This is a genomic window from Streptomyces sp. NPDC050564 (assembly GCF_044457265.1).
Lineage (GTDB): Bacteria > Actinomycetota > Actinomycetes > Streptomycetales > Streptomycetaceae > Streptomyces.
Genome location: NZ_JBITGS010000004.1, coordinates 338,427 through 357,910, shown reverse-complemented (window position 1 = coordinate 357,910; position 19,484 = coordinate 338,427). Strand labels below are relative to the sequence as shown.

Genomic DNA, 19,484 nt, shown 5'->3' with positions numbered 1-19,484 from the left:
TCCCCGTCTGGCGTTGACCAGTACGGGAGGGTCCACTGAAGAGTGGAAGCAGAGCATCAGTAAGCAAAGGGTTCCCCTGCCGCACCACTTGGAGGGCGTACCGTGCACCGCCGGCACAACGGGCTCAGGACCGCCGTACTCCTCGGGGGACTGTCCGCACTCATCATCGTCATCGGCAGCTTCTTCGGGCGTACCGGCCTCGTCGTCGCACTCTTCATCGCGATCGGGACGAACGCTTACGCGTACTGGAACAGCGACAAGCTGGCTCTACGCGCGATGCGCGCGCGCCCGGTGAGCGAATTCGAGGCCCCGGCCCTGTACCGCATGGTCCGCGAGCTCTCCACCCAGGCCCGCCAGCCCATGCCACGCCTGTACATCTCGCCGACGGAGGCGCCGAACGCGTTCGCGACGGGCCGCAACCCGCGCAACGCAGCCGTCTGCTGCACCGAAGGCATCCTGCGCATCCTGGACGAGCGCGAGCTACGCGGCGTCATCGGCCACGAGTTGAGCCATGTCTACAACCGCGACATCCTGATCTCGTCGGTCGCCGGCGCCCTCGCTTCAGTGATCATGTTCCTGGTCAACTTCGCATGGCTGATCCCGGTCGGCCGCTCGAGCGATGACGAGGGCCCGGGCATCCTCGGCTTTCTGCTGATCATGATCCTGGGACCGATCGCCGCTTCCCTCATCCAGCTCGCCATCAGCCGCTCCAGGGAGTACGAGGCGGACGCGTCCGGCGCCCAGCTCACCGGCGACCCGCTCGCCCTCGCCAGCGCGCTGCGCAAGCTCGACGCCGGCACCAAGCAGCTGCCGCTGCCCCCGGAACCACGCATCGAGACCGCCAGCCACATGATGATCGCGAACCCCTTCCGCCCGGGACAGGGAATGTCAAAGATGTTCTCTACGCATCCGCCGATGGCGGAGCGGATCGCCCGGCTCGAGCAGATGGCAGGTCGCAACCAGTGAAGACAATTCTGAACGTCATTTGGCTCGTCCTGAGCGGCTTCTGGCTGTTCCTCGGGTATCTGGCCGCGGGTGTGCTGCTGTGCATCACCATCATCGGCATCCCCTTCGGCATAGCCGCCTTCCGCATCGGCATCTATGCCCTGTGGCCCTTCGGCTACACGACGGTGGAGCGCCACGACGCGGGCGCGCCGTCCTGCATCGGCAATGTCCTGTGGCTGGTCCTCGCGGGCTGGTGGCTCGCTCTCGCCCACATCGTCACCGGCATCGCCCTGTGCATCACGATCATCGGCATCCCGTTCGGTATAGCCAACTTCAAGCTCATCCCGGTCTCGCTGCTCCCTCTGGGGCGCGAAATCGTGCGTACGGACCAGCCGTTCGCGTCGCGCTAGGAGGTGGGCGCGGGGGTGGAGCCGCCGAGGTACGTGCTGCTTTCGTACGACTCCGAGGCCGAGTTCAACGGCGAGGACGGGTACGAGGAGACATGGGCCACGTGCGCTGAGACCGAGGGTCTCTTCGGGGATCCGCCCCCTCCCGGGCGCGGGACGTACGAACTTCTCGGCTGCGTGCCCGACGGCGAGTTGAGTACCGCCCTCGCACGTGCGCGTGCCGAGGGTTCGGCGCCGCTCGGCTCTCTCGCCCTGGAGACCCTCGACAAGAAGGGCGAGCGCGTCGGTGTCTGGCTGTGGCACTTGGAGGACGTACGCGTCCTCGGCGACCGCCCGTGCGCGCGTGACCTGTCGCGCCGCGACATCACCATCGAGGCGTCCGAGTCGCAGGACAACGGGTCCGACTATCCACAGTGCCCGCCGCTCTCACCGGGCTATCGGTTGCTCAGCGCCGAGGAGGCCCCGTGGGGCACCTGCGAGGACTTGGCGCACGTCCGGTACGAACAGCGACCCGAACCCACGGAACCCCCGCTGCGTCTGCTCGGCTGCCTACCCCGTGGAGCCCTCCGGAGGGCTCTGAACGCGGGCGAAGAGGACCTGGGGCACGCGAAGGTGCTGCGCCTCGACACGCACGGCTGCACCGTCCAGACGGCCGTGGAGGGCGAACTCACCGCGTGGATCCCGTCCGCGCGTGGCCGCGGCCTGATCGACCTGACCCTCGAACCCTGGTCGGAGCGCCCGCCCATCGCGGCCTCGGAGGTCTGGGACCTGTGGTGGGAGGGTCGCCCCTCCACGCGTAATCTCTGGGCGCGATGCGGCCCCAAGGGCCGTGACTTCTGGCTCGGCACAGCCCTGGAAAACCGTATGCACGGCGAGCCGGACAGGCCTCCGGGCATGACGTACCACCTCGACGGCCGCCACGTCCTCGACGAGCGCGGCTTCTTCTGCGCGCTCGGCGAGGCGGTGAACGGTCCCGGCGGGTACTTCGGCTGGGGCCTCGACGCCCTCGACGACTGCCTGCGCGGCCGCTGGGGCGCCGCGCCGCCGTTCACGCTCGTCTGGCACGACGCACACGTCGCCCGCACCTGCCTCGGCGTCACTCCGCACACCGGCTATCGCCCGCTGACCTTTGAAGAACTGCTCGCCTTCTTCGCCGAAAAGCGTGTCGACGTCCGTCTCGCCTGAGGGTTGTCCACAGCCCGCCCGATTGTCAGTGGCGCGCTGCATCATGAACCCATGACCGAAATCGAGCAGTTGCTGGCACGGGTCGCCTCAGAGGCCCGCAACACCCGGCCGTGGGGCTGGCCTTCGCTCCCCGAGCCCGTGGACGCTGCCGCACTCTCCCGCGCGAAGGCCGCGCTGGGCTTCGCTCTGCCGCCCCTGCTCGCCGCGCTCTACCTGCGTATAGGGGACGGCGGATTCGGTCCGGAATACGGCCTGTTGCCCCTGCTTGACGGCCCCCTGTCCGGTGAACCTGCGGTCGTTCCGCAGTACCTCGCCAACCGTGAAAGCGGCCGCAAGGACCCCGACTGGCCCTGGCCCGAGGGCATCTTGCCGATATCCCACTGGGGCTGCGGAATGTACGCGTGCGTGGACTGCCACAGCCCCGAGGGCCCTGTCCTGCTGTTCGAGCCGAACGCCGACGAGGCCGACCACGCCTGGTACGTGGACGCACCCGACCTCACGACCTGGCTGACCGCCTGGCTCGACGGCACGGGTTGGTACGAGGAGTCCAACGACAGTACGGACATGGCATCTTGGCCCGATTTCCGCATACGCACGGCGGCGGCACAGACCTCCTAGCCCACCGTCCCGCCGCGAGGGCGCAGGAGGGCGACAGCGACGGGCGCCGCCGTGGCCGGCTCCGACCCTCGTGGCAGGCCCAGGCGGTGGCACGGCGCGTCTCCGTCGGCAGCGCAAGCGGTGACACCCCCGGTCCCCGTCGGTGGCGCAAGCGGTTGCACGCTGCGACTCCGTCGGCAGTGCAACGGCGGCCCGCTCCACCCGCCGTCGGTGGCTACCGCGCAGCCATCCACCGCCGCACGCCGTACGCCCCAGCCCCCACCGCGAGCACAGCCGTGCCCACCACCACGGAAGCCCCGGGCAGCGCGAACGCCAGCGTCACGCACCCGACGAGCCCCACCACCGGCCCGACCCGCGCTGCCGGAGCCGAACGCAGTGTCCAGGCAGATGCGTTGGCCACCGCGTAGTACGCCAGCACACCGAAGGAGGAGAACCCGATAGCACCCCGCACATCCACCGTCGCGGCCAGTGCCGCGACCACCACGCCCACGGCCAGCTCCGCCCGGTGCGGCACATGGAAGCGCGGATGTACGGCGGCCAGGCCGCCCGGCAGATGACCGTCACGGGCCATGGCCAGCGTCGTCCGCGAGACGCCCAGGATCAAGGCAAGGAGTGAGCCGAGCGCGGCCACGGCGGCACCCAACCGCACCACCGGCACGAGCCCCGGCACACCGGCCGCCCGCACCGCGTCGGCCAGCGGCGCCGCGGCATGCCCGAGCCCACCCGACCCGAGCACGGAAAGGACAGCCACCGACACCGCCGCGTACACCACGAGCGCGATGCCCAGAGCCAGCGGGATCGCGCGTGGGATGGTGCGCGCCGGATCCCGTACCTCCTCACCGAGCGTCGCGATCCGCGCGTACCCGGCGAACGCGAAGAACAGCAGCCCGGCCGCCTGAAGCACCCCGCCCGCGCCGGCGGAGACTCCGATGTCCAGCCGCCCGGCGTCGGAGGCGTCCGAGCCGAGGCACACGACGACCACGGAAGCGAGGACCGCCAGGACCACCGCCACGATCGCCCGCGTCAGCCAGGCCGACTTCTGTACGCCGCCGTAGTTCACGGCGGTCAGGGCCACCACGGCCGCGACCGCCACCGCGTGCGCCTGCCCCGGCCAGACGTACGCGCCCACGGTGAGCGCCATCGCCGCACAGGAGGCCGTCTTGCCGACGACGAAGGACCAGCCCGCCAGGTACCCCCAGAAGACGCCGAGCCGCTCGCGCCCATAGACGTATGTGCCGCCAGAAGCGGGATACAGGGCCGCCAGCCGGGCCGAGGACATCGCGTTGCAGTAGGCGACCACGGCCGCGACCGCGAGCCCGAGCAGCAGCCCGGACCCGGCCGCCCGCGCCGCGGGGCCGAGCGCCGCGAAGATCCCGGCACCGACCATCGAGCCGAGCCCGATGACCACGGCGTCCCCGACTCCCAGGGTGCGCTGCAACTCGGAACCGGACTGTGTCATGTGCGGCACCCTACTGATCGCTGCAACCGACCGGCGCCGACCAGGCGTCCTCCCAGGCAACGCGACACGAACACCGGCACGGCCAACGGGCTGCTCGAACTTGAAGGCATGGACACAGCCCGGCCGGAGCAGGAGCACAGCACACGTACAGCACGGAGAGGCAGGTTCACGGCATGAGCATCATCAGCTGGATCATTCTGGGGCTGCTGGCCGGAGCCATCGCCAAGTTCCTGCTGCCGGGCCGTGACCCGGGCGGCTTCATCGGCACGACCCTCATCGGCATCACGGGGGCTTTCATCGGCGGCTGGATATCCGCGCGCTGGCTGGACCACCCGATCACCAAGCAGTTCTACGACGGTGCCACGTGGGCCGCCGCGATCGGCGGCTCGCTCGTCCTGCTCGTCCTCTACCGCATTCTGTTCGGCGACTCGCGCCGCTGAGCGCGCACCCCGAGGCCGCAGCCAGCAGGCGAGAAGGGTGGGCACCCCCGGGTGCCCACCCTTTCTCGTACGCGCAACGAACCGACGGCTACCGGTAGTTCACGAACTGCAGCGCGAAGTCGAAGTCCTTGCCCTTGAGCAGGGCCTGCACGGCCTGCAGGTCGTCACGGCTCTTCGAGCTGACGCGCAACTCGTCGCCCTGAACCTGCGCCTTCACGCCCTTCGGGCCCTCGTCGCGAATGATCTTCGCCACCTTCTTTGCGTTCTCCTGGGAGATGCCCTCTTCGATCGACGCGAAGATCTTGTACTCCTTGCCGGAGAGCTGGGGCTCACCGGCGTCCAGCGACTTCAGCGAGATGCCGCGCTTGATCAGCTTGGTCTCGAACACATCGAGGATGGCCTTCACCCGCTCCTCGGAGTTCGCTTCCATCAGGATCTTCTCGCCGGACCAGGAGATGGAGGCGCCGACGTTCTTGAAGTCGTAGCGCTGCGAGATCTCCTTGGCGGCCTGGTTGAGGGCGTTGTCGACCTCCTGCCGCTCGACCTTCGAGACGATGTCGAAACTGGAGTCGGCCATGTCCTGTGGCTCCTTGTATCGGGGTGGGGATCGGGGTGCATGGAGATGCATGGGGGCGGCCGTCGAGCCCGCCATCGGTCCCGGGCCGCATCCGCATAAGCCTAGCCACCCCCTCCCCTCCAGGCGCCGATCAATGGGGTGGCGAAGCACCCCCGGGCATCAGGTATCGTTTACGTCGTTGCCAGCGAGCACCACCGAAAAGTGGGTCTCAAGGCAGCAACCCCGGCGGTGTGCCCGAGCGGCCAAAGGGAGCAGACTGTAAATCTGCCGGCTTCGCCTTCCCAGGTTCGAATCCTGGCGCCGCCACGCTGAGGGAGACCCCCTCCGAACTGCGATCGAGCAGTTCGGAGGGGGTTTCTTCGTATGCGGGGCCAAACTCCGTTGTCGGCGCCCGTGAGCGGTTGGGAATTCTCTCCGTATGGCCAACTGGGCAACCTTCGTCGTCGTGTCGGACGGCGGTGGTCATGAGGCGTTCGAATCTCGCTTCGGAGGGGTCGGGCTCGATCTCGACCTGCTCGCGGGGCCGGAGGCCGTGGTGCGGTTCATGCGCACCCAGAGCCCCGTGGAGGGCCAGTGGCGGGACGACGCCACGTGCGAAGGTGTGGTGCTCGTCGCCCCGGTCGGAAGGCGTTGCTCGCCTGTGTCTGAGAGAGGCCGACCTCCCGTATGCGCCACCGCGCAGCCACCGGGAGCTGCTGGGTGAGGCCTGGCCCGGCGGGAAGCTGCGCTGGGCCTCAACCCCGGCGGTGTGCCCACGTCGTCCCGCCACCGGCCGGCAGAGCTCCGTGGCTGTCTGGGGGTCGGCGTCGTCACCGTCGCCATGGGACGGTCGTATGCGATCGCCGACCACAATGATCACCCCGTCACCGAGGGACCCGTGCTGCTCGACCGCCTCGTGACCGCGCCCGAGCGCGGAACCTGCGAGATCGCCGCGGAGGCCGACATCCACATCGACCGGGAGCGACGCCGGGTGGGCTGGTGACTGCTGGATGCCCAGCCCGAGGCGTACGGGATGGGCAGACGCTGGCCGGGTGGCACCCTCGAGTTCTGCGGGACCGGTGGGACGAGCACGTACGCGCGGCGCGCGGACGCTTCGTGCCGCCGCGGGTCCGGATGCCGCGCGCCCGTGCGGAGGTAGCGGGGGAAGCCCGACGCCACGTGAATCGCACGCCGATACGATCCGCTCCCCACGGGGCACACTGATCCCATGTCATCGCGTCGCAGGAACTGCCCCGAGTGCCGTCGGGAGATCGCCGTCGTCGCGGGGCGGTTCGCTCGGCATGATCCGCCGGGTGTGCGGGAGAGCGGGGAGCTGGTCTCCTGTCCCGGGTCCCGCAGGCAGGCGCAGCTCGGGGCGGCGCAGCCGACGCTGGACGGGTACGCCGTTCCGGAGTTTCCCGGGCAGCTTCCGCTGTTCTGACCGGTCCGGGCACGCCGCTCCCGGACGGAAATCCCGCGACAGCAGGCCTTGGTCCCAAGGGCCCGTCTCGGATCACGCCTGCGCCGGGACTCAAGAAACGTTGCACGTTGCAGGGCGAGAAGAGGCGTCGCAGGGCTGGAAGCGGCGTTTCAGGGCGAGACCGGCGTGATCCGGAGGTCAGGTCTTAGTTCCCCGCCACCGACTTGACCGCCACCGAGATCGGTGTCGAGCCGCTGATCAGTTCCAGCGTCAGGCCCGTGGTCGCCGGGGTGTCCACCAGTTCCGCGAGAACCGCGGCAACGTCGTCGCGCGGGATCATGCCGCGGCCGGTGGAGGCCTCCAGACGTACGAGGCCGGTGCCGGCGTCGTCGATGAGGCTGCCGGGGCGCAGGATCGTCCAGTCCAGGCCCGTACGACTGCGTACGTACTCGTCGGCCTCGCCCTTCGCGCGCAGATACGCGTCGAAGACGTCATCGCCCTGGTGCGCCGCGTCCGCACCCATCGAGGAGACGACCACGTGACGGCGCACGCCCGCGCGCTCAGCCGCTTTCGCGAACAAGATCGCGGCGCCCTTGTCCACCGTTTCCTTGCGGGCCGACCCGCTGCCCGGGCCCGCGCCGGCAGCGAAGACGGCCGCGTCCGCACCCTGCAGATGCGCGGCGACCCCCTCCACCGTGGCCGACTCCAGATCGCACAGGACCGGCTCGGCGCCGGCCGCCCGTAGATCGTCGTTCTGTTCGGCGCGGCGGACGATCCCCGCGACCTCATCACCGCGCGCGGCGAGCAGCCGCTCCAGCCGCAGCGCGATCTGACCATGACCTCCAGCGATGACAATGCGCATGTTTCCGACCGTACGCCCGGATGGACGCCTTCGCCGCACAACCCTGTGGACAACTCACGTGTCACATGGTTGATCACTCCGAACGAGAAACAACGCAAGAACGAGGGGATGCCGTGCGGCACCGCGCGGCGTCGTAGAGGAGAACACCATCAACGCCATACGCAAGACCGTCACCGCGGCAGGCTGCGCCGCCGTCGTGCTCGCCACGGCGGCCGCCTGCGGCACGGTCCAGAACCTCACCGCGGGGCAGAAGGTGGATCACGCCGTCGACCGGCTCGGCGAACAGAAGTCGCTCGCCTTCCAGTTGGACCTCGACGCCGACTCCGACGCGCTCACCGCGCTGGCGGGCGACGCCGGCTCCGAAGAGGCCCTCCCGCCGGAGTTCGCGAAGCTCCTCAGCGGGCTGCGCGTGGATGTCGCCGTCAAGTCGAAGAAGGCGCTGGCGGATTCGGGCGAGAAGGACCTCATCGGTACGAGTATGAAGATCACGGGGGCCGAAGGCGTCCTGGTCGAGTACCGGGTCGTCGGCGACTTCACGTACTACCGCGCCGACATGAAGGCCCTCGGCAAGGCGATGGGCTTCCCCATGCCGTCGGCCGACGACATCCCGGAGAGCGAGAAGGAGTTGAGGAAGGTCCTGGAGGGAGACTGGGTGAAGATGAACACCCAGGATCTCGCCAAGGCGCAGGAGTCCTCGGGGTCCTCGAAGTCCTCCAAGGGGGCGGACGGCGCCGGCGACATCGACGCCAAGACCCAGCGGAAGATCGTGGCAGCGGTACGCGGTGTCATCGCGCACGACGTCACCTTCCGGGCCGAGGGCGGCAGCGGCGACACCGAACGGGTCGTCGCCAAGGCCAACTTCCGGGAACTGATCAGGGGAATCTTCGACAAGCTCCGACCGCTGGAGGGCGACCTTCCGCCGGGTACGGACCTCCCCTCGGACAAGGACCTCAAGGAAGCTCCCAACAAGAAGGTGGCGGTCGACTTCACGCTGAAGAACGGCGACCTCACCCAGGTCAAGGTCGACCTCTCCGTCCTCGCCGACGACGCGAAGACCCCCAAACTGCCGCTGGTCCTGAAGTTCTCCGAGGCGGGCGACGTCAGCGCGCCGTCGGGGGCCACGGAGATTCCCGCCGACAAGATGCCCGGCGGCAGCCCGCTCGCCGGTGGCCTGTTGGGCGGCGGCGAGCTCTGAGCGTCAAGACCGCCGGCGACTCCCAGTAGTCGCCGTAGTCGCCGTAGTCGCTGCGCACACGCGCGTGGACATACAAAACGTGGACGTACACAGCACCCACGCGCGCGTCGCGGTCACGGACCTCCACGCGCGCGTGGTGGCCACAGACACCTCGGCAAGGGCGGGGCGGCTTACGACGGTTCCCCCCGCCCTTGCCGAGGCAGGTCCAACCCCGCTGCGGCCGCCGAGTTGCAGTACTCCCGCACCGCGCTGGTCCGCGCCACCACGCGCCCCCGATGCACCACGATCCGGCTGTACGCCAACGACAGCGCTCCCGCGAGCCGGTGCCCGCGTACGGCGAGCAACTCGGCCGGAAATCCCGCCTCCACGCGCACCTCGGGCAACCCGAGGGCGGCCCGGGCGGCGCAACTCACCGCGTCGTAGGCGTCGTCGGGCCGCATCCCGTAGCGCGAGGCCAGCAGATACGCGGCCTCCAGCGGGTCCCCGCGCCCCACCGGGTTCGACATGTCGCGCAGGGCGCCGCTGCCCGCCGCGACCCGTACTCCGGCCGCCCGCAACAGCCGTACGGGAGCGATCCCGCGCCGTTCCACGGCACCGCAGCCGCCCTGCGGCAGGCACACCACGGTCACGCCCGCCGCGGCGAGTCGGTCGGCCGCCCGAGAGGCCGTCGCGACGGGCAACCGGCCGAGCGCGCCGCACGGGCCGAGCGTCACCCCGTGCCGCAGTCCACCGGCCATCGCCGCGAGCCGGGCGAGCCGGGCGGGGTCGTCGCCGTCGGTGTGCAGGTCGACCGGACAGCCGTGCTCGGAGGCGAGTTCCAGGATCGCCTCCACGTACCCCGTCGGGTCGGGGTCGACGTCCGGGCAGCCGCCCAGCACGGAGGCGCCCATTTTCACGGCGTCCCGCAGCATCGCGAGCCCGTCGACCCCGGCCACCCCCGTCAGTACTCGGGGCATCGCCACCGCCGTCAGCTCGGCGAGCCCGCGCAGCGACCGGCGCGCCTGGAGGACCGCCGTCAGCGCGTCCAGCCCCTGTACGTCGCCCACGCGGACGTGTGAGCGCAGCGCGGTGGCTCCGTGGCCGAGTTGCAGCAACGCGGCCTCGGTGGCCCGGCGCTGGACCTCCTGGGCGTCGTATGTGAGGGGGCCGTCGCCGTCGGCCGTCAGGGCCGTGTCGCCGTGCGCGTGCGGCTCGGCCGGGGCCGGCAGGAGGAGGTAGCCGTCGAGGTCCACCTTGGCGGCGAGGACCCCGGAGGCGCCCGTCGCCAGGCTCCCGGCGGTGCCGACCGCCTCGATGCGCCCGCCGCCCAGCCGCACGTCCACGGTCCGGCCGTCGGTGAGCCGTGCCCCGCACAGCAGGAGGGCCGCCGTGTCGGTCTGTCCCGACGAGGAGTGGGGCGGCTGGGGCTGACTGTCGGGCATCGCGCTCCTGGGGCTCGGGGGCGGCTGCGGGAGGGACGACTGCGGAGAGTGACGACACAAGATCACGCAGCGTGAGTCGAGCCTAGGGTGGCGATCCGTCCGCGTCGGGGAGGAGCGCAATAGTCCTACCGGTGTGGTCCACGGCCGTGTCGGTGTGGTCCGGTGGCTCTCACCCGTACGGCCTGGCGGCTCCCACCCGTACGGCCCGACGGGCACCAACCCCTACGGCCTGACGGGCTCCCACCTGTGTGGTCCGGCAGCTTCCTCCTGTGGTCCAGGAGCGACCACCCGCGTGGTCCGCCAGGTGAGGAGGGGCCCGGCATGGACGGGTCCCAGCTGTGAACCCGTGGTGATCGGTGGTGCGCGAGGGGCTCATGAGCGGCTACGGGAACGCCCGGGGAAACGGCGGGGAACAGGCCGGGGCGGGTGCCGCGAAACGGATTTGGGCGATCGGCGGCCGACCGTGTAATGTCTTCATCGCTCGCCCCAATAGCTCAGTCGGCAGAGCGTCTCCATGGTAAGGAGAAGGTCTACGGTTCGATTCCGTATTGGGGCTCTGGTGTGAGAGGTTCCCGTCGCAAGGCGGGGCCCGATCGCATCACAGCGGTGTAGCTCAGTCGGTAGAGCAAGCGGCTCATAATCGCTGTGTCACCGGTTCAAGTCCGGTCACCGCTACTGACAGTAGCCGATTGTGGGGTCGGTCCTTCGATCGGCTACTCTTCTATGCGTTAATCGTCCCATCCGTTCGTCAAGGAGCACTCCTGTGGCTGCCACCGACGTCCGCCCGAAGATCACGCTGGCCTGCGTGGAGTGCAAGGAGCGGAACTACATCACCAAGAAGAACCGGCGTAACGACCCGGACCGACTGGAGATGAAGAAGCACTGCCCGCGTTGCAACGCGCACACCGCGCACCGCGAAACGCGATAAATCAGGCTCGTACACGAGGCCGTCCCCTTTGCGGGGGGCGGCCTCGCGTCGTTATAGAGCCAAGACAGTCCGTCCGACTAAGACGGTTCAGTCCAGCTGTGACAACCGGTCCAGCCGTGACTGCCAGTCCAGCTGTGACTGCCAGTCCGGCGAAGACAACCAGGAGGTGCCGAGCCCATGGCGCTCGACCAGTCCTTCGTGGGGCGGTCCTACCCGCCCACCGACCCCTATGAGGTCGGCCGGGAGAAGATCCGCGAGTTCGCGGAGGCCGTGGGGGACAGTAACCCTGCGTACACGGACCCGGAGGCCGCCGAGGCGCTCGGGCACCCGGATGTGATCGCCCCGCCGACCTTTGTGTTCGCGATCACCTTCAAGGCCGCGGGCCAGGTCGTCCAGGACCCGCAACTGGGCCTCGACTACAGCCGCGTGGTGCACGGCGACCAGAAGTTCGCCTACACCCGTCCGGTGCGCGCGGGTGACCGGCTCACGGTCACCTCGACCATCGAGTCGATCAAGTCCCTGGCGGGCAACGACATTCTGGACATCCGGGGCGAGGTTCACGACGAGGCGGGCGAGCATGTCGTGACGGCCGTCACCAAGCTCGTGGCGCGTGCGGCGGAGGAGGGCTGACATGACGGCGAAGATCTCTTACGCGGACGTCGAGGTCGGCACCGAGCTGCCGGCCCAGACCTTTTCCGTGACCCGTGCCACGCTCGTGCAGTACGCCGGTGCCTCCGGGGACTTCAACCCGATCCACTGGAACGAGAAGTTCGCGGTCGAGGTCGGTCTGCCCGACGTCATCGCGCACGGCATGTTCACCATGGCCGAGGCGATCCGCGTCGTCACCGACTGGGTCGGCGACCCGGGCGCGGTCGTCGAGTACGGCGTCCGCTTCACGAAGCCCGTCGTCGTCCCGAACGACGAGAAGGGCGCGACCATCGAGGTCAGCGCCAAGATCGGCGCCAAGCTCGACGACAACACCGTCCGCGTCGACCTCACCGCTACCAGCGCCGGCCAGAAGGTCCTGGGCATGTCGCGGGCGGTCGTACGACTGGCCTGAGCGCGTTGTGCGTAGTGCGTACTGAGCAGTGAGCAGTGAGCAGTGAGCAGTGAGCAGTGCGGGAAGTGGTGCTCAGCGTGTGACGTAAGGGGCGTTCTCCATTGTGGGGCGCCCCTTACTGCGTGATCCCCCCTACCTGCGACAACGTTCTTTGTTCGGGCGGCGTTCCGGCGTCCTGCGCCGCGCTCTGGCACTCGGGCGGCGTTCCGGCCTCTGCGCCGCCCTCCGAGTCTGCGCACCGTGCTGGAGTCTGCGCACCGTCCCGGCGTCCGCGCACCACGCCGTTCCGGTCGGCTCCGACACTCCCTTGACGTAGTTAGTGATTGAGTACTAACTTACTCGCATGGTCAGGATGAGCGCAGAAGAGAGGCGCGAGAGCGTCATCCGCGCGGCGATGAGCGAGTTCGCCCGGGGCGGCTATCACGGCACGTCAACCGAGGCGATCGCCAAGCGTGTGGGCGTCTCGCAGCCGTACCTCTTCCGGCTCTTTCCGGGCAAGAAGGCGATCTTCCTCGCGGCTACCGAGCGCTGCATGGAGCTCTTCCGGCGCACCTTCGAGGAGGCCTCGGAGGGGCTGGAGGGCGAAGAAGCCCTGCATGCCATGGGTAACGCGTACGTCAAGGTCATCGAGGAGGAGCCGGAGCGGCTGCTCATGCAGATGCAGACGTACGTGGCGGTGGCGGCGGCCGAGGAGGCGGGCGACCGCGAGTTCGGCGAGGCGGTGCGGGCCGGCTGGATGCGGCTCTGGGACGCGGTGCATGTGCCGCTCGGGGCGGACGTGGACGAAACTGCGACCTTCATGGCGTACGGAATGCTCATCAACTGCCTGGTGGCCATGGGCTTTCCGCCCGAGCACCGGGTCTGGGAGGGGCTCTACCCGTCGGCGCGGGCAACAGGCCGGCTGGAGAAGTAAGTACAGGGAAGGCGAAGATCGGCGCCTTTTCATGGGCGCGAAAGTTAGTCAGTAATAACTAACCGTCAATAACGATCACTCCTGGGGGAGCGATGTCACCACAGACAGCACGTCGCGGAGGAGCCGCCTGGGCCCTCGTCATCACCAGCGTGGCCGGATTCATGGCGGCCCTCGACAACCTCGTCGTCACCACCGCACTGCCCTCCATCCGCAAGGACCTCGGGGGAGCGCTGGGCGACCTGGAATGGACCGTGAGCGCGTACACGCTCACCTTCGCCGTGCTGCTGATGTTCGGCGCTGCGCTGGGCGACCGATTCGGCCGCCGACGGCTCTTCCTCGGCGGACTCGCCGTCTTCACCGGCGCGTCCGCCGCCGCGGCCATGGCGCCCGGCATCGGCTCCCTGATCGCGGCCCGTGCGGTCCAGGGCGTCGGCGCGGCGATCATGATGCCGCTGACACTGACCCTGCTGACGGCCGCCGTCCCGGCCGCCAAGCGCGGGCTGGCGTACGGGATTTGGGGCGCTGTGAACGGACTCGCCGTCGCCTCCGGGCCACTCATCGGGGGAAGCCTCACCGAGCACGTGTCCTGGCAGTGGATCTTCTGGCTGAACGTCCCGCTGGGCCTGGCCGTGCTGCCGCTCGCCCGGCTGCGGCTCGCCGAGTCCTACGGCACCGGCGCACCTCTGGACATCCCCGGCACCCTGCTCGCCAGTGGCGGTCTCTTCGGCATCGTCTACGCCCTGATCCGCGGCAACATCGACGGCTGGACCAGCGGGCCCGTGCTCACCGGCCTGATCGCGGGCGGTGCGCTCCTCGCCGGCTTCGTCCACCACGGCATCCGCCACAAGAACCCGATGCTGCCGATGCGCCTCTTCCGCAGCCGCGCCTTCTCCGCGATCAATGCCGCGAGCCTGCTGATGTTCGTCGGGATGTTCGGATCGATCTTCCTGCTCAGCCAGTTCCTGCAGGGCGTCGTCGGCTACTCGCCCACCGAGGCAGGCCTGCGGATGCTCCCCTGGACCGGTATGCCGATGATCGTCGCCCCCATAGCCGGGTATCTCTCGGACCGGATCGGCGGCCGCCCGGTCATCACGGTCGGCCTGGCCCTGCAGGCCGTCGGGCTCGGCTGGTTCGCCCTGATCGTCGCCCCCGACGTGTCGTACGCCGCCCAGCTCCCCGCCCTGATCATCAGCGGGATCGGCATGGCCCTGTACTTCGCCCCGGCCGCGAACCTCGTGATGTCCAGCGTCCGCCCGTCCGAGCAGGGCATCGCCTCCGGCGCCAACAACGCGCTCCGCGAGGTCGGCGGCGCTCTCGGCATCGCGATCCTGGCCTCGGTCTTCTCGGCCCAGGGCGGTTACGAGTCCGCGCAGCGTTTCGTGGACGGGCTCTCGCCCGCGCTGTGGGTGGGCGCGGCGGTGGTCGGCGCGGGAGCGGTGGCCGCGGCGCTGCTGCCCCGGCGGCAGCCGGTGAGCGGGACTCCTGTGGCGTCCTCGGCCGACACCCCGGTTCTGGAGAACGCGCTGAGGTGAGTCCTGCCCGGCCGGCGTCCGCCGAAGGACTGCCCCTCGACCGGGCGCAGGTGCCGCGACGCTTCGTCGAACAGCACCCGACAAGGACCGACAAGGACCCGACAAGAACCCGACGAGGAACGGCCCCGCCCCTACGGGCGGGGCCGTTCTCATGCCTCACCCGCACGAGTGGCGGGGCGCGATCCCGTAGCGCGTGCCCACCGGCGGGGCGGACGGAATCCCGGACCACGTACCCACCGGTGGCCGGGCGGCCCCGGGCCTTCTCGTACTCTTGAGCCCGTGCAGGAACTCCACGACGCCCCGCTCGCCCCGCTGACCACCTTCCGGCTCGGGGGCCCGGCGACCCGGCTGATCACCGCCACGACCGACGCCGAGGTGATCGCCGCCGTGCGCGAGGCCGACGACGCCGGCACGCCGCTGCTGCTCATCGGCGGCGGATCGAACCTGGTCATCGGCGACAAGGGTTTCGCCGGGACCGCACTGCACATCGCGACGAGCGGCTTCGCGCTCGACGGTACGAGGCTGGAGCTGGCGGCCGGGGAGGTGTGGACCGACGCGGTCGCCCGCACCGTCGAGGCCGGGCTCGCCGGTATCGAGTGCCTCGCCGGGATCCCCGGCTCCGCGGGCGCGACCCCGATCCAGAACGTGGGCGCGTACGGGCAGGAAGTGTCTTCGACGATCACCGAAGTGATCGCGTACGACCGGAAGGCGCGCGAGACGGTCACGCTGACGAACGCCGAGTGCGCCTTCTCGTACCGCCACAGCCGCTTCAAGGCCGACCCCGAGCGTCATGTCGTGCTGCGCGTCCGCTTCGAGCTGGAGGACGCGGAGGGTCTGTCGGCGCCGATCAAGTACGCGGAGACGGCTCGCGCGCTGGGTGTGGAGCCAGGCGACCGGGTGCCGTTGGACGCGGCCCGCGAGACGGTTCTCAAGCTGCGTTCCGGCAAGGGCATGGTGCTGGACCCCGAGGACCACGACACCTGGTCCGCCGGATCGTTCTTCACCAATCCGATCCTCACGGACGAAGAGTTCGCCGCGTTCCACGCGCGCGTGCAGGATCGGCTCGGCGCCGACGCCGTGCCGCCCGCGTACCCGGCGGGCGACGGCCACACCAAGACCTCCGCGGCCTGGCTGATCGACAAGTCGGGCTTCACCAAGGGCTACGGCGGCGGGGCCGCTCGGATCTCCACCAAGCACACGCTGGCTCTCACCAACCGTGGCGAGGCGACCACCGAGGACCTCCTCGCGCTGGCCCGTGAGGTGGTCGTCGGCGTCCGTGATGCCTTCGGGATCACGCTGGTCAACGAGCCTGTGACGGTGGGCGTCAACCTCTGAGGCGGTTCTGGCGTCAGCCTCTGAGAGGGCTCCGCAGAGGGGCGCCTTGGGCGCCTTTCGAAATCGGCGCCTAGTAGGCGACACCCACGCCCTGCTTCACCGTCCGGGCGTCGTCGATCATCGCCAGCATCGCGTGCGCCGCATCGGCGCGCGCGATGAACCGGCCCTTGAGCGGGAAACCCCCGACGACCGTGCGGTACGAGCCGGTCACCGGCTTGTTCTGCAGCCGCGGTGGACGGACGACCGTCCAGTCGGTCGTGCTTCGGGCGAGCTCGTCCTCCATCTCCTTGAGATCGGCGTAGACGTCCTTCAGGATCCCCGAGATCAGGCCGCGCATGGCGCGGTCGACGAGTGCGGCGCCCTCCGGGTCGGGACCGACCGGGGCCGCGCTCACCACCAGCAACCGCCGCACCCCCTCCGCCTCCATGGCGTCCAGCACCGTACGGGTCAGCCGGGCTGCGACCCCGGCGTCCTTGCGGCTGCGGGCACCGAGCCCGGAGAGGACCGCGTCCCGGCCCGCGACCGCCGCGCGCAACGCCTCGGGGTCCGTGACGTCCGCGCGGAAGACTTCCAGGCCCCCGCCCGTGACGGTCAGGCGCGCCGGATCCCGTACGACCGCTGTGACCTGATGGCCCGACTTCAACGCCTGCCGGACGATCTCTTGGCCGATGCCTCCGGTGGCGCCGAAAACGGTGAGTTTCACGGTGTGCTCCCCTCGAGTGGGTGAGTATTCACTCACCCTTGCTTGCTCCTAGAATGAGTAAGTACTCACCCACCCGTCAAGCCCGATGGGACAGGCCATGGAATCCTTGCGTCCCATGCAGCAGAAACCGGCCCGGATCCGCATCCTCGACGCGGCGTACGAGCTCATGTTCACCGTCGGCCTCGCCCGCGCCACCACGAAAGAGATCGCCAAGGCGGCAGGCTGCTCGGAGGCGGCGCTCTACAAGTACTTCGCGAGCAAGGAAGAGCTGTTCATCCGTGTCCTGAAGGAGCGGCTGCCCACGTTGGGCCCCCTCCTGGACAGGCTCACGTCCGAGCCGGAGAAGCACACCGTCGAGGAGAACCTCACGGAGATCGCCCGACAGGCGGCCCTCTTCTATGAGCAGAGCTTTCCGATCGCCGCCTCCCTGTACGCGGAGACACAGCTCAAGCGCCGCCACGACGAGGCCATGCGGCAGATGGGTGCGGGCGCCCACATGCCGATCCGGGGTGTCGCCGCGTATCTGCGAGCGGAACAGCAGGCGGGGCGCGTCCACCCCTATGCCGACACTTTCGCGGCCGCTTCGCTGCTCATGGGTGCCTGCGCACAGCGCGCCTTCGCCTACGACGCGACGGCGGAGGGCAAGCCGCCTCCCGTGGACACCTTCGCCCCGGCCCTCGCCCGCACGCTCCTGCGCGGTATTTCGCTTGCCGGTGGCCCGGCCTGACGATCACCCTGGAGGCATGAGGCATACCGAATGCGGCTGAGGCTCCGCCAGTTCAGACCTCGCACCGGCCCGCACGAGCACCGTGTCGTGCAGCCCTGGACACCGCTGCGCCACACCTCGCTCCGTGACCCCGAGGCCTCGCTCGGCATGCTGATGGGCGACCACGACGGGCTGAACCGGCTCGCCGGCCTGTTCTCGTTCGCCGCCTACTCCAGGCACACGATCGTGCATGTGCCCCTACGGGAGGGTCCCCCGCCCTACGTGGGCTGCCCCGACCTCGTCGACCTCGTCCTGGTCCATCACTCGGCGGGCCTGCGCCCGAGCAAATGGCCGGAACTGCGCCGCAGGCTGACGCACAGCACCCCCCTCACCGTCCGCACGGACGAGGCCCGCACCGCGCGCGACGCGGAGGCCTGGCAGCGGCGGCGCCACCGCACGGACCTGCGGGACCTGCTCCGGCACAGCAGTCATGCGCGGACGTTCTTCCTGATCGGCAGCCGTGACGTCTTCGCCTCGGTGGCCACGGCCTTCTCGTACGCGGCGGGCTGGGGACCGCGCCAGAGGGGTGTGGTCAAGGGGAAGGCGGCCTTCATGACCTCGATCTCCGGCGAGCTGCAGGAGGAATCGGGCACCCGGCGCAGCCCCGAGGTCGTCATCGGTTTCCAGCCGTATCCGCCGTACGCCCACTTCAAGCGGCCGGGCCGCTGAGCCAGTCGTCGACCCCGGCCAGCAGCTTCGCGCGGACGTCCTCCGGGGCGGCCGAGCCGCGGATGGACTGCCGGGCCAGCTCGGCGAGTTCGGCGTCCGTGAAGCCGTGGTGGCGGCGGGCGATCTCGTACTGCGCGGCCAGGCGGGAGCCGAAGAGCAGCGGGTCGTCGGCGCCGAGGGCCATCGGGACGCCGGCCTCGAAGAGCGTGCGCAGGGGGACGTCCTCCGGCTTCTCGTAGACCCCCAGGGCGACGTTCGAGGCGGGACAGACCTCGCAGGTCACCCCGCGGTCCGCGAGCCGCTTGAGCAGCCGCGGGTCCTCGGCGGCGCGCACCCCGTGACCGATCCGCGAGGCGCCCAGGTCGTCCAGGCAGTCGCGGACGGAGGCCGGCCCGGTCAGCTCGCCGCCGTGCGGCGCGGACAGCAGCCCGCCCTCCCGCGCGATCGCGAACGCCCGGTCGAAGTCCCGCGCCATGCCCCGCCGCTCGTCGTTCGAGAGCCCGAAGCCGACGATGCCCCGGTCCGCGTACCGCACCGCCAGGCGAGCCAGCGTGCGGGCGTCCAGCGGATGCTTCATGCGGTTCGCGGCCACCAGGACGCGCATCCCGAGGCCGGTCTCCCGTGCGGTCGTGTCGACCGCGTCCAGGATGATCTCCAGAGCCGGGATCAGACCGCCCAGACGAGGCGCGTAGGACGTCGGGTCGACCTGGATCTCCAGCCACCCCGAGCCGTCCTTGAGGTCCTCCTCGGCGGCCTCGCGCACCAGTCGCCGAATGTCATCGGGGTCTCTGAGGCACGACCGCGCCGCGTCGTACAGCCGCTGGAAGCGGAACCAGCCCCGCTCGTCCGTCGCCCGCAGCTTCGGCGGCTCCGCCCCGGTCAGTGCGTCGGGCAGATGGATCCCGTGCTTGTCGGCCAGTTCCAGCAGGGTGGTGTGCCGCATCGAACCGGTGAAGTGCAGGTGCAGATGGGCCTTCGGCAGTTCAGAGAGATCACGTACGCGCTCCATTCCAGGATCCTGCCGTACGTTCCTGCCGTCCCGGTAGCGCTTTCCCCGTTAGTGGTCTTGC

22 protein-coding genes and 3 tRNA genes are annotated in these 19,484 nt (G+C 69.8%); 19 read left to right on the top strand and 6 right to left on the bottom strand.

Annotated elements, in window-relative coordinates; all coding sequences use genetic code 11:
- Positions 1–102 precede the first annotated feature (102 nt).
- From htpX to ACIBK0_RS09355, 4 genes are read left to right on the top strand one after another with little or no spacing between them, the layout of a single operon-like run.
- Positions 103–966, top strand: coding sequence for a zinc metalloprotease HtpX (gene htpX / locus ACIBK0_RS09370; RefSeq protein WP_399077303.1), 864 nt, complete (start codon positions 103–105; stop codon positions 964–966).
- Entirely contained in the window at positions 963–1,355 is a 393-nt protein-coding gene (locus ACIBK0_RS09365; RefSeq protein WP_399077302.1) for a YccF domain-containing protein, read from the top strand. Before htpX ends, ACIBK0_RS09365 begins: the two co-directional genes overlap by 4 nt.
- Before the next feature lie 15 nt (positions 1,356–1,370).
- A complete protein-coding gene (locus ACIBK0_RS09360; RefSeq protein ID WP_399077300.1) occupies positions 1,371–2,537 on the top strand; it encodes a barstar family protein in 1,167 nt (388 codons plus the stop codon).
- Positions 2,538–2,588: 51 nt separating this feature from the next.
- Positions 2,589–3,155: an SMI1/KNR4 family protein gene (locus ACIBK0_RS09355; protein ID WP_399077298.1), complete on the top strand. Its 567-nt coding sequence runs from the start codon at positions 2,589–2,591 to the stop codon at positions 3,153–3,155.
- Between the two features lie 214 nt (positions 3,156–3,369).
- On the opposite strand, the gene ACIBK0_RS09350 is transcribed toward ACIBK0_RS09355, so the two are convergent.
- Entirely contained in the window at positions 3,370–4,614 is a 1,245-nt protein-coding gene (locus ACIBK0_RS09350; protein ID WP_399077295.1) for an APC family permease, read from the bottom strand.
- A gap of 173 nt (positions 4,615–4,787) precedes the next feature.
- Between ACIBK0_RS09350 and ACIBK0_RS09345 the strand changes: the two genes are divergently transcribed.
- Positions 4,788–5,054 (top strand): GlsB/YeaQ/YmgE family stress response membrane protein, encoded by a 267-nt coding sequence (locus ACIBK0_RS09345; protein ID WP_189190376.1) that lies wholly within the window; start codon positions 4,788–4,790, stop codon positions 5,052–5,054.
- A gap of 88 nt (positions 5,055–5,142) precedes the next feature.
- On the opposite strand, the gene ACIBK0_RS09340 is transcribed toward ACIBK0_RS09345, so the two are convergent.
- Positions 5,143–5,631, bottom strand: coding sequence for a YajQ family cyclic di-GMP-binding protein (locus ACIBK0_RS09340; RefSeq protein ID WP_355789823.1), 489 nt, complete (start codon positions 5,629–5,631; stop codon positions 5,143–5,145).
- A 224-nt stretch (positions 5,632–5,855) separates the two neighbouring features.
- On the opposite strand from ACIBK0_RS09340, the gene ACIBK0_RS09335 reads away from it, so the two are divergent.
- The 3 genes from ACIBK0_RS09335 to ACIBK0_RS09325 all read left to right on the top strand — a co-directional run bounded on the left by ACIBK0_RS09335 (position 5,856) and on the right by ACIBK0_RS09325 (position 7,051).
- Positions 5,856–5,937 (top strand) — tRNA-Tyr (locus ACIBK0_RS09335).
- Positions 5,938–6,379: 442 nt separating this feature from the next.
- Complete coding sequence (locus ACIBK0_RS09330) at positions 6,380–6,613, top strand: hypothetical protein (RefSeq protein WP_399077293.1); 234 nt, start codon at positions 6,380–6,382, stop codon at positions 6,611–6,613.
- A 225-nt stretch (positions 6,614–6,838) separates the two neighbouring features.
- Positions 6,839–7,051 carry a hypothetical protein gene (locus ACIBK0_RS09325; protein WP_399077291.1) on the top strand — a complete coding sequence of 71 codons (213 nt, stop codon included), beginning with the start codon at positions 6,839–6,841 and terminating at the stop codon, positions 7,049–7,051.
- A 184-nt stretch (positions 7,052–7,235) separates the two neighbouring features.
- Here the strand turns inward: ACIBK0_RS09325 and ACIBK0_RS09320 are convergent, their stop codons facing one another.
- Positions 7,236–7,892, bottom strand: coding sequence for an SDR family oxidoreductase (locus tag ACIBK0_RS09320; protein ID WP_399077288.1), 657 nt, complete (start codon positions 7,890–7,892; stop codon positions 7,236–7,238).
- Between the two features lie 196 nt (positions 7,893–8,088).
- Here ACIBK0_RS09320 and ACIBK0_RS09315 point away from each other — a divergent pair, with 196 nt between their 5' ends.
- Complete coding sequence (locus tag ACIBK0_RS09315) at positions 8,089–9,087, top strand: hypothetical protein (protein ID WP_399077287.1); 999 nt, start codon at positions 8,089–8,091, stop codon at positions 9,085–9,087.
- Positions 9,088–9,257: 170 nt separating this feature from the next.
- Here the strand turns inward: ACIBK0_RS09315 and ACIBK0_RS09310 are convergent, their stop codons facing one another.
- Positions 9,258–10,508, bottom strand: coding sequence for an amidohydrolase family protein (locus ACIBK0_RS09310; RefSeq protein WP_399077285.1), 1,251 nt, complete (start codon positions 10,506–10,508; stop codon positions 9,258–9,260).
- Positions 10,509–10,991: 483 nt separating this feature from the next.
- Between ACIBK0_RS09310 and ACIBK0_RS09305 the strand changes: the two genes are divergently transcribed.
- From ACIBK0_RS09305 to ACIBK0_RS09270, 8 genes are all read left to right on the top strand, one after another.
- Positions 10,992–11,064 (top strand) — tRNA-Thr (locus ACIBK0_RS09305).
- A gap of 46 nt (positions 11,065–11,110) precedes the next feature.
- A tRNA-Met gene (locus ACIBK0_RS09300) sits at positions 11,111–11,183 on the top strand.
- Between the two features lie 88 nt (positions 11,184–11,271).
- Positions 11,272–11,436, top strand: a complete 165-nt coding sequence (gene rpmG / locus ACIBK0_RS09295) for a 50S ribosomal protein L33 (RefSeq protein ID WP_004571794.1) — start codon at positions 11,272–11,274, stop codon at positions 11,434–11,436.
- Positions 11,437–11,613: 177 nt separating this feature from the next.
- Entirely contained in the window at positions 11,614–12,066 is a 453-nt protein-coding gene (locus ACIBK0_RS09290) for a MaoC family dehydratase N-terminal domain-containing protein (protein WP_399077282.1), read from the top strand.
- A 1-nt stretch (position 12,067) separates the two neighbouring features.
- On the top strand, positions 12,068–12,496 hold the full coding sequence (locus ACIBK0_RS09285; RefSeq protein WP_399077279.1) for a MaoC family dehydratase: 429 nt from the start codon (positions 12,068–12,070) through the stop codon (positions 12,494–12,496).
- A gap of 343 nt (positions 12,497–12,839) precedes the next feature.
- Positions 12,840–13,409: a TetR/AcrR family transcriptional regulator gene (locus ACIBK0_RS09280; RefSeq protein ID WP_399077277.1), complete on the top strand. Its 570-nt coding sequence runs from the start codon at positions 12,840–12,842 to the stop codon at positions 13,407–13,409.
- Positions 13,410–13,501: 92 nt separating this feature from the next.
- Positions 13,502–14,941 (top strand): DHA2 family efflux MFS transporter permease subunit, encoded by a 1,440-nt coding sequence (locus tag ACIBK0_RS09275; RefSeq protein WP_399077274.1) that lies wholly within the window; start codon positions 13,502–13,504, stop codon positions 14,939–14,941.
- 279 nt (positions 14,942–15,220) lie between these two features.
- Positions 15,221–16,276, top strand: a complete 1,056-nt coding sequence (locus ACIBK0_RS09270) for a UDP-N-acetylmuramate dehydrogenase (protein WP_399077271.1) — start codon at positions 15,221–15,223, stop codon at positions 16,274–16,276.
- A gap of 70 nt (positions 16,277–16,346) precedes the next feature.
- On the opposite strand, the gene ACIBK0_RS09265 is transcribed toward ACIBK0_RS09270, so the two are convergent.
- The gene (locus tag ACIBK0_RS09265; RefSeq protein ID WP_399077269.1) at positions 16,347–16,979 is read right to left on the bottom strand and encodes an NAD(P)-dependent oxidoreductase; all 633 of its coding nucleotides are present in this window, start codon (positions 16,977–16,979) and stop codon (positions 16,347–16,349) included.
- A 115-nt stretch (positions 16,980–17,094) separates the two neighbouring features.
- On the opposite strand from ACIBK0_RS09265, the gene ACIBK0_RS09260 reads away from it, so the two are divergent.
- Positions 17,095–17,706: a TetR/AcrR family transcriptional regulator gene (locus tag ACIBK0_RS09260; protein ID WP_399077267.1), complete on the top strand. Its 612-nt coding sequence runs from the start codon at positions 17,095–17,097 to the stop codon at positions 17,704–17,706.
- Between the two features lie 30 nt (positions 17,707–17,736).
- Positions 17,737–18,414 carry a hypothetical protein gene (locus ACIBK0_RS09255; RefSeq protein ID WP_399077265.1) on the top strand — a complete coding sequence of 226 codons (678 nt, stop codon included), beginning with the start codon at positions 17,737–17,739 and terminating at the stop codon, positions 18,412–18,414.
- Here ACIBK0_RS09255 and ACIBK0_RS09250 read toward each other — a convergent pair.
- Positions 18,395–19,423, bottom strand: coding sequence for an adenosine deaminase (locus ACIBK0_RS09250; RefSeq protein WP_399077263.1), 1,029 nt, complete (start codon positions 19,421–19,423; stop codon positions 18,395–18,397). The two genes, ACIBK0_RS09255 and ACIBK0_RS09250, sit on opposite strands and share 20 nt — an antisense overlap.
- Positions 19,424–19,484: the final 61 nt, after the last annotated feature.